Raw genomic sequence first — 6,241 nt, forward strand, 5'->3', positions numbered from 1 at the left:
AGGTGAAGGAGCGCCTGCTCATCGAACCCCTCGTTCATGCGCAGGGGGATCACGAAACGATTCGCCTTCTCTTCCAGACGACTGACCAAGTCCTTCTCCATGGATGCCTCCGAGTCCGGCGGTTCGCAACGTGGTGGGACGATCTTCTCGTGGCTGGTGTGATCACGGCGTCACAGCCGTCCTGGATAGGCCCGTTCACGGGGCTGAGCCCGCGCTGCTTCGGCAAGCTGGTGACCGCGCTGCGTCGCGAGGGAGCGGACACGGTCCGCCGAGGTCGGCCGTGGGGCCTGCCTCTGGAGGATCCCGTCCTACTGGTTGCGGCGTACTGTCGGACGAACTTGACGCTGCGCCAGCTCGCGCCGCTGTTCGGAATCTCGAAGTCTGCGGCCGACCGCATCATCAACCGCCTCGCACCGCTGCCCGCCCTGCAGCCGCGACGACGGTTTCGCAAGGACACCATGCTCATCGTGGACGGCACCTTGGTTCCCACGCGTGATCACGCGGTGGCCGAGCAGTCGAAAAACTACCGGTACTCCACCAACCACCAGGTCGTCATCGACGCCGATACCCGGCTGGTCGTCGCACTTGGCCGGCCTCTGCGGCAACTGCAACGACTGCAGGGCATGGGAGTTGTCCGGAGCGAAGGCCGCCGTCGGCAACACCACGGTGATCGCTGACGGCGGCAACCGCGGCACCGGCCTGGTGATCCCGCACCGCCGTCAACCAGGCCAGGCCGAACTCCCGGCCTGGAAAGAGGAACACAACCGCTCACACCGCAAGGACTGAAGTTCCCCCCGCGAACTGGACAGCGGATGTTTACGCTGCCGGGACGACGTTCTGCCCGAGCAAAAATCTCGTTTCGAGCGGGGTGACGTACCCGTAGTCGGGGTGCCGACGGAGCCGGCTGCGGTTGTACTCGACCTCGACGTAGCGGAAGACGTCGGCCCGGGCGGCCTCGCGGGTCTCCCACATGGTCGTCCCGATCTCCGCTTTCAGGATGGCGAACCAGCTTTCCGCGGCGGCGTTATCGTAACAAGAGCCGACACGCCCCATCGACTGCCGCATGCGCAACTTGCGTATCTCGCTGCGGAATTCGTCACTCGTGTACTCGCTGCCACGATCCGTGTGCATGACGCAACCCTGCTCCAGGCCGCCACGCCCGGCAGCCATCCGCAAGGCGGCGACCGGCAGCTCGGCGCGGTGGTGGCCGGCCATCGCCCAGCCGACCACCTCCCGCGTCGCGGGATCGATACAGGTATAAGTTACGTGGAATCACGCTGACGGATGGACCTTCCGGGCGGGGCGGTACGGCGGCGCTGGTCTCGCGTTGAGCGTGTTCGTGACGGTGTTGTCGGAGAAGTGGCCGGTCCTGGGGCGGCATGAGCGGGCGGCCGAGTGGCTGCAGATCTGGTCGGATCTGGGGCGGGCGCCGCGGACGATCGATGCCTATGCCCGGGGTTTGGGTGAGTTCTTGCTGGCGTGTGAGCGGGACGGAGTCGCCCCGGAGGCGGCCAGTCGCGCTCATGTCGCCGCATTTGTACGGGAGTTGAGGACGCGGCCGAGCCGGAACGGGGCGAATGTACTGGCCTTGGACTCGGGGGCGGGACTGTCCAATGCCACGTTGCAGCAGCGGCTCGTGCCGGTGCGGTTGTTCTTCGACTTCCTCGTCGAGGAGGGCGTGCGGGAGTCGAATCCGGTGGGCCGCGGCCGCTACACCCCCGGCCGGGCAGGTGGCGGGACGGCGCGGGGACTGGTACCGAGGATGGTGAAGCTGCCGTGGATCCCGGCGGAGGACGAGTGGTTGCAGATCTTGGAGGTCTTCCGGGCCGAGCCGGTGCGCAACCGGCTGATGCTGGCTCTCGCCTACGATTCAGCGCTCCGCCGTGAGGAGTTGTGTTCGCTGCGGACCGACGACATCGATCCGGCCCACCGCACGCTGCGGGTGCGGGCGGAGACGACCAAGACGCGTCAGGAACGGGTGGTGCCCTACTCGGCGTCCACCGGGGTGTTGCTGGGCGAGTATCTGCGGCACCGCGCCTCGTTGTCGCGGGCACGGGGGCCGTTGTTCCTGTCGGAGTCGCGGCGCAACGCGGCCCAGCCGCTGACGTTGTGGACCTGGTCCAAGGTCGTGCGCCGGATCGCGTTGGATGCGGAGGTGACGCGGTTCTCCACGCACACCACGCGGCACCTGTGTCTGACGGATCTGGCCCGGATGGGCTGGGAGGTGCACACGATCGCCTCGTTCGCGGGGCACCGCAGCACCGAGTCGACTCTGCGTTACATCCACCTCTCGGGCCGGGAGCTCTCCGCGCGGCTGAACGCCTCGATGTCGCATCTGCACGCCTGGCGGGTCGAGACGCTCACCACCACGGAAAGGTCCTCGCGATGATCCCGTCCCAGGTCAGGCCGCTGCTTTCGGCACCCGGCGCGGGGGCGGACCGGCCGTGTCTGTTCGCGCTGGACGGCTTCGACCGCAGCCCGCAGCTGCTCGGCAGGGAACGGGACGCGCTGGCTGCCATGGACCTGCGGGCTCTGCGCCGGCAGCGGGCCCACGGCGGGATTCCGCGCCGGACCGCCGTGCACTGGAGGGCCCTGGCCCGTCTGGTCGCCCCCCTCGACCAGGCCCGCAGCGTCCTTCACCACGGTGGTGAGGTGAGCCACCGCCGGGCCGGGGCCCAGGCAGTGGCGATCGTGTTGGACAACTGCCGCAACCTGGAAGGCTCTTGGTGGGGATGGACGCCTTGGGACTGGGCCGGGGTGTGTTCCACCGGCAGTACTGCGTTCCGCGCGGCCCAGCCCCTGCCGACGGACACCGCGACCCGCCCGTTCCTGATCGCTCTGGCCTATGTCCTCGGGGGCTTCACCGACTACCAGCACCTGGGCTACTTCAACCGGTTCTACCTGGCCGGGCTGCTGTTCGGACCGGAGACGATGGAGACGGCGATGGCCAAGGTCGCGGTGGTCTCGGACCGCTGGGGCTACCGCAGCCAGAACCGTGAGGACGGCCGCTACCGGCTGCCAGGGGTGCTGGCCCAGGCCCTGCTGATCAACCGCAGCCCCCGCCTCGAGGACCTGACCACCGAGGCGTTTGCCCGTCTGCAAGCCCACCCGGCCACCGGCACTCGCTATGCGTCCGGGTTCTACGCACTGCAGAAGGTCATGGCCGATCTCGGGCACTGCCGGGCCCCGGTCCGGCCCGGCTTCAACCACGCTCCGGGCCTGGCCGGAGTCCCCGAACCGTGGTCCATCTATCTGCAGCGCTGGTACGACACCTCCACGCTCACCGCGGCTGTCCGCAACAACATCCGTACGAACATGGCCAAGACCGGCCGCTGGCTGGCCGCCGAGCATCCTGACGCGGTCGATCCGGCCCACTGGACGCGGTCGACCTGCGCGAACTGGGTCGCCGCGGTCGACAAGATGGCCGTCGGGGCCTACGTCCAGCGCGTCGACCACCTCCACGGGCGTCTTGGCGATCCGATCGCCCCACGAACCAAGTCTCACATCCTGATGGGCACCCGCACGTTCCTGCGTGACCTGCAGGAATGGGAATGGATCCCCAGGCGCTTCGACACGAACCGGGCCCTGGCGGTGCCCCGCACGGTCGCCGCCCTGATCTCCACCGACCCTCGCGTCATCGCGGATGAGGTCTGGGCCAAACTGCTGTGGGCCGGACTCAACCTTCAAGCCCCAGACCTTCCCGGCACTTCCGCCGGCAGCTACTACCCCCTGGAACTGATCCGCGCTCTCGCTCTGACCTGGCTGTTTTCCGGCCTGCGCAGTGACGAGATCTCCCGGCTCCGGGTCGGCTGCATCCGCTGGCAACACGAGGGCCAGCCCATCGACGGCGCCTCCCGCGAGGTTCTGGCCGAGCAGGCCGTCTGCCTCCTCGACATCCCGGTGAACAAGACCAGTACGGCCTTCACCAAGCCCGTCGACCCGATCGTCGGCCAGGCCGTCGAAGCCTGGCAGGCCCTGCGGCCCACCCAGCCCGAACGCCTCGACGCCAAGACCAACGAGCGCGTTGACCTGCTCTTCTCCGTCCGGGCCCACCCGGTCGCGAAGAACTACATCAACCGCACCCTGATCCCCGCGCTCTGCGAGAAGGCCGGAGTGCCCACCGCCGATGTCCGCGGGAACATCACCAGCCACCGGGCCCGATCCACCATCGCCAGCCAGCTCTACAACGCCAAGGAGCCGATGACGCTCTTCGAGCTGCAGGCATGGCTCGGACACCGCAGCCCGACCAGCACCCAGCACTACGCGAAGATCACCCCGAACACGCTGACCAGGGCCTACACCGAAGCCGGGTACTTCTCCCGCAACCTGCGGACCATCGAAGTGCTCGTCGACCGGGATGCCGTCGCCTCCGGCGCCGCCGCGGGCGGCGAGCCCTGGCAGCACTACGACCTCGGCCACGGCTACTGCACCTACAGCTTCTTCGAACAGTGCCAGCACCGCATGGCCTGCGCACGCTGCGACTTCTACACCCCGAAGGACTCCACTCAGGCCCAACTCCTCGAAGCCAAGGCCAACTTGCAGCGGATGCTCATCTCCATCCCGTTGACCGACGACGAACGCGCCGCCATCGATGACGGCCAGGTCGCCCTCGACGCACTCCTGGACCGACTCTCCGAGGTCCCCACTCCCGCCGGCCCCAGCCCTCGCGACCTGAACCGGCCGACCACCTCCGCACTGCTGCCGATCGTCGAGGTCCGACAAGGCACCCGCTGACGAAACCCCAGCTCACAGATTCCACAGAATCGCCAGATACAACCTCCCTTCCAGCGTGCTGAGTTCAGTCATGTCGCCGACGAGCCGGATCCCGGGCCGGGGCGCGGTGAAGTCCCGGCCGATCAGGTCGAGCGCGAACACCGCCCGCTTCGCCTGCCGGGTCAGGCCCCGCCGCCGCCGGCGGCGGGTGATCCCGACGATCCGGTGCTTGCGCATCAGCCGCTCGATCTTCTTGGAGTTCACCACCCGCCCGGCCCGCCGCAGGGCGGCGTGGATCCGCGGGGCCCCGTAGGCACCGCGAGATCCGGCGTGACGCACCCGGATCTCGCCCACCAGCACCTCCTCGGCCCGCTCCCGCACCGTCCGGGCCGGCCGTGACGCCCTGTGCGCGTAGTAGGCGGAACGGGGCACTCCCAGCACACGGCACAGAAAAGCAACGCTGTGACCTGCAGGATTACCCTCCGACGCCTTCTCCGCATCGATGAAACGACACCGTGCCACGGTGTCTACCTCATCTTGTCCTGAGCGAAGAAGGCGATCGCTTTCCCCAGAACCTCGATCGTGGCCTCCCGCTCGCGGACCTTCCGCCGCAGCCGGACCAACTCCTCACGCTCCGCACTGGTCAAAGCCCCGGCGGGTCCCTCCCCGCGGTCGACCTTCGCTGCTTCACCCACCCGCGCAGCCCTTCCGGACTCACGCCAAGATCCCTCGCGACCTCGGTGACCCTCTTCTCCGAGGACAACACCAAGGCGACCGCGTCCCGCTTGAACTCGGCCGTGTACCGCTTACTCATGTTGCTCTTGCCACTCACCACCTGTGACTGCTTCCTCCGGGACCATCCGTCCCAGTATCAAGCTGTCCGGCCGGCAGGGGGAACCTCAGACCGTGCCCGCGTCGAGCACACCTTCGCCCGCATGAAGAGCTGGAAGATCCTCCGCGACTGCCGCTTGAAGGGAGACGGCGTTCATCACGCCATGCTTGGCATCGCCCGCCTGCACAACCTCGCGCTCGCCGGATAAACCAGCCCAGGTGGGCGTCCCCGATGCCCACCGTGTCGAGTCAGTTGATCATTGCGGGACAGCCTTTAGTACTGCAACGACACTCCGTGACGTTGTCGGTGCCGCGTCGTTGGTCGTTGTGTGGGGGAACAGGTAACTGACGGCTGGTCAGATGTGTTTGGCGACTTCGTGGCGAGGTTCGCGGGTCGATTCGGTCGGGTGGAGCCACGGCGACGGATGGTGTCCTACCTGCGGGGACTGCTCAGTGAGACGGAGCGGAAGAACGGCTGGACGCTGGCGGAGGCTGCTGGGGACGACGGTCCTCAGGGCATGCAGCGGCTGTTGAACCACTACCTCTGGGACGCGGACGCCGTGCATGACGATGTCCGCGACGCAGTGGTGGAACACCTCCGGGACCCCGAGCGGGGAATCCTTATTCTCGATGAGACGGGATTCCTCAAAAAGGGTGTCCGGTCGGCTGGCGTGGCCCGGCAGTATTCAGGAACGGT

Annotated in this window: 6 protein-coding genes and 2 pseudogenes; 5 read left to right on the forward strand and 3 right to left on the reverse strand. The window is 67.7% G+C overall.

The genetic code is table 11. The features are described 5' to 3' along the window. Nucleotides 1–149 precede the first annotated feature (149 nt). A pseudogene (locus tag LQ326_RS46605) lies at nucleotides 150–780 on the forward strand (transposase family protein); the annotation flags it as partial. A gap of 36 nt (nucleotides 781–816) precedes the next feature. Here the strand turns inward: LQ326_RS46605 and LQ326_RS46610 are convergent. Further along, the gene (locus LQ326_RS46610; RefSeq protein ID WP_308402176.1) at nucleotides 817–1,251 is read right to left on the reverse strand and encodes a DDE-type integrase/transposase/recombinase; all 435 of its coding nucleotides are present in this window, start codon (nucleotides 1,249–1,251) and stop codon (nucleotides 817–819) included. 94 nt (nucleotides 1,252–1,345) lie between these two features. Between LQ326_RS46610 and LQ326_RS46620 the strand changes: the two genes are divergently transcribed. Continuing rightward, complete coding sequence (locus LQ326_RS46620; protein ID WP_308402177.1) at nucleotides 1,346–2,389, forward strand: tyrosine-type recombinase/integrase; 1,044 nt, start codon at nucleotides 1,346–1,348, stop codon at nucleotides 2,387–2,389. After that, on the forward strand, nucleotides 2,386–4,734 hold the full coding sequence (locus LQ326_RS46625; RefSeq protein WP_234545282.1) for a tyrosine-type recombinase/integrase: 2,349 nt from the start codon (nucleotides 2,386–2,388) through the stop codon (nucleotides 4,732–4,734). Before LQ326_RS46620 ends, LQ326_RS46625 begins: the two co-directional genes overlap by 4 nt. Before the next feature lie 12 nt (nucleotides 4,735–4,746). Here LQ326_RS46625 and LQ326_RS46630 read toward each other — a convergent pair whose 3' ends face one another. Then, the gene (locus LQ326_RS46630; protein WP_234545283.1) at nucleotides 4,747–5,154 is read right to left on the reverse strand and encodes an IS3 family transposase; all 408 of its coding nucleotides are present in this window, start codon (nucleotides 5,152–5,154) and stop codon (nucleotides 4,747–4,749) included. A gap of 202 nt (nucleotides 5,155–5,356) precedes the next feature. Next, complete coding sequence (locus LQ326_RS49050; protein ID WP_372497146.1) at nucleotides 5,357–5,527, reverse strand: transposase; 171 nt, start codon at nucleotides 5,525–5,527, stop codon at nucleotides 5,357–5,359. Nucleotides 5,528–5,618: 91 nt separating this feature from the next. Between LQ326_RS49050 and LQ326_RS46635 the strand changes: the two are divergent. After that, nucleotides 5,619–5,753: pseudogene (locus tag LQ326_RS46635) on the forward strand (transposase); the annotation flags it as partial. 120 nt (nucleotides 5,754–5,873) lie between these two features. Then, a partial coding sequence (locus LQ326_RS46640) for a transposase (RefSeq protein ID WP_372497145.1) occupies nucleotides 5,874–6,241 on the forward strand: 368 nt, incomplete at its 3' end.

It is taken from the genome of Streptomyces shenzhenensis (genome assembly GCF_021462265.1).
Classification (GTDB): Bacteria; Actinomycetota; Actinomycetes; order Streptomycetales; family Streptomycetaceae; genus Streptomyces; species Streptomyces shenzhenensis.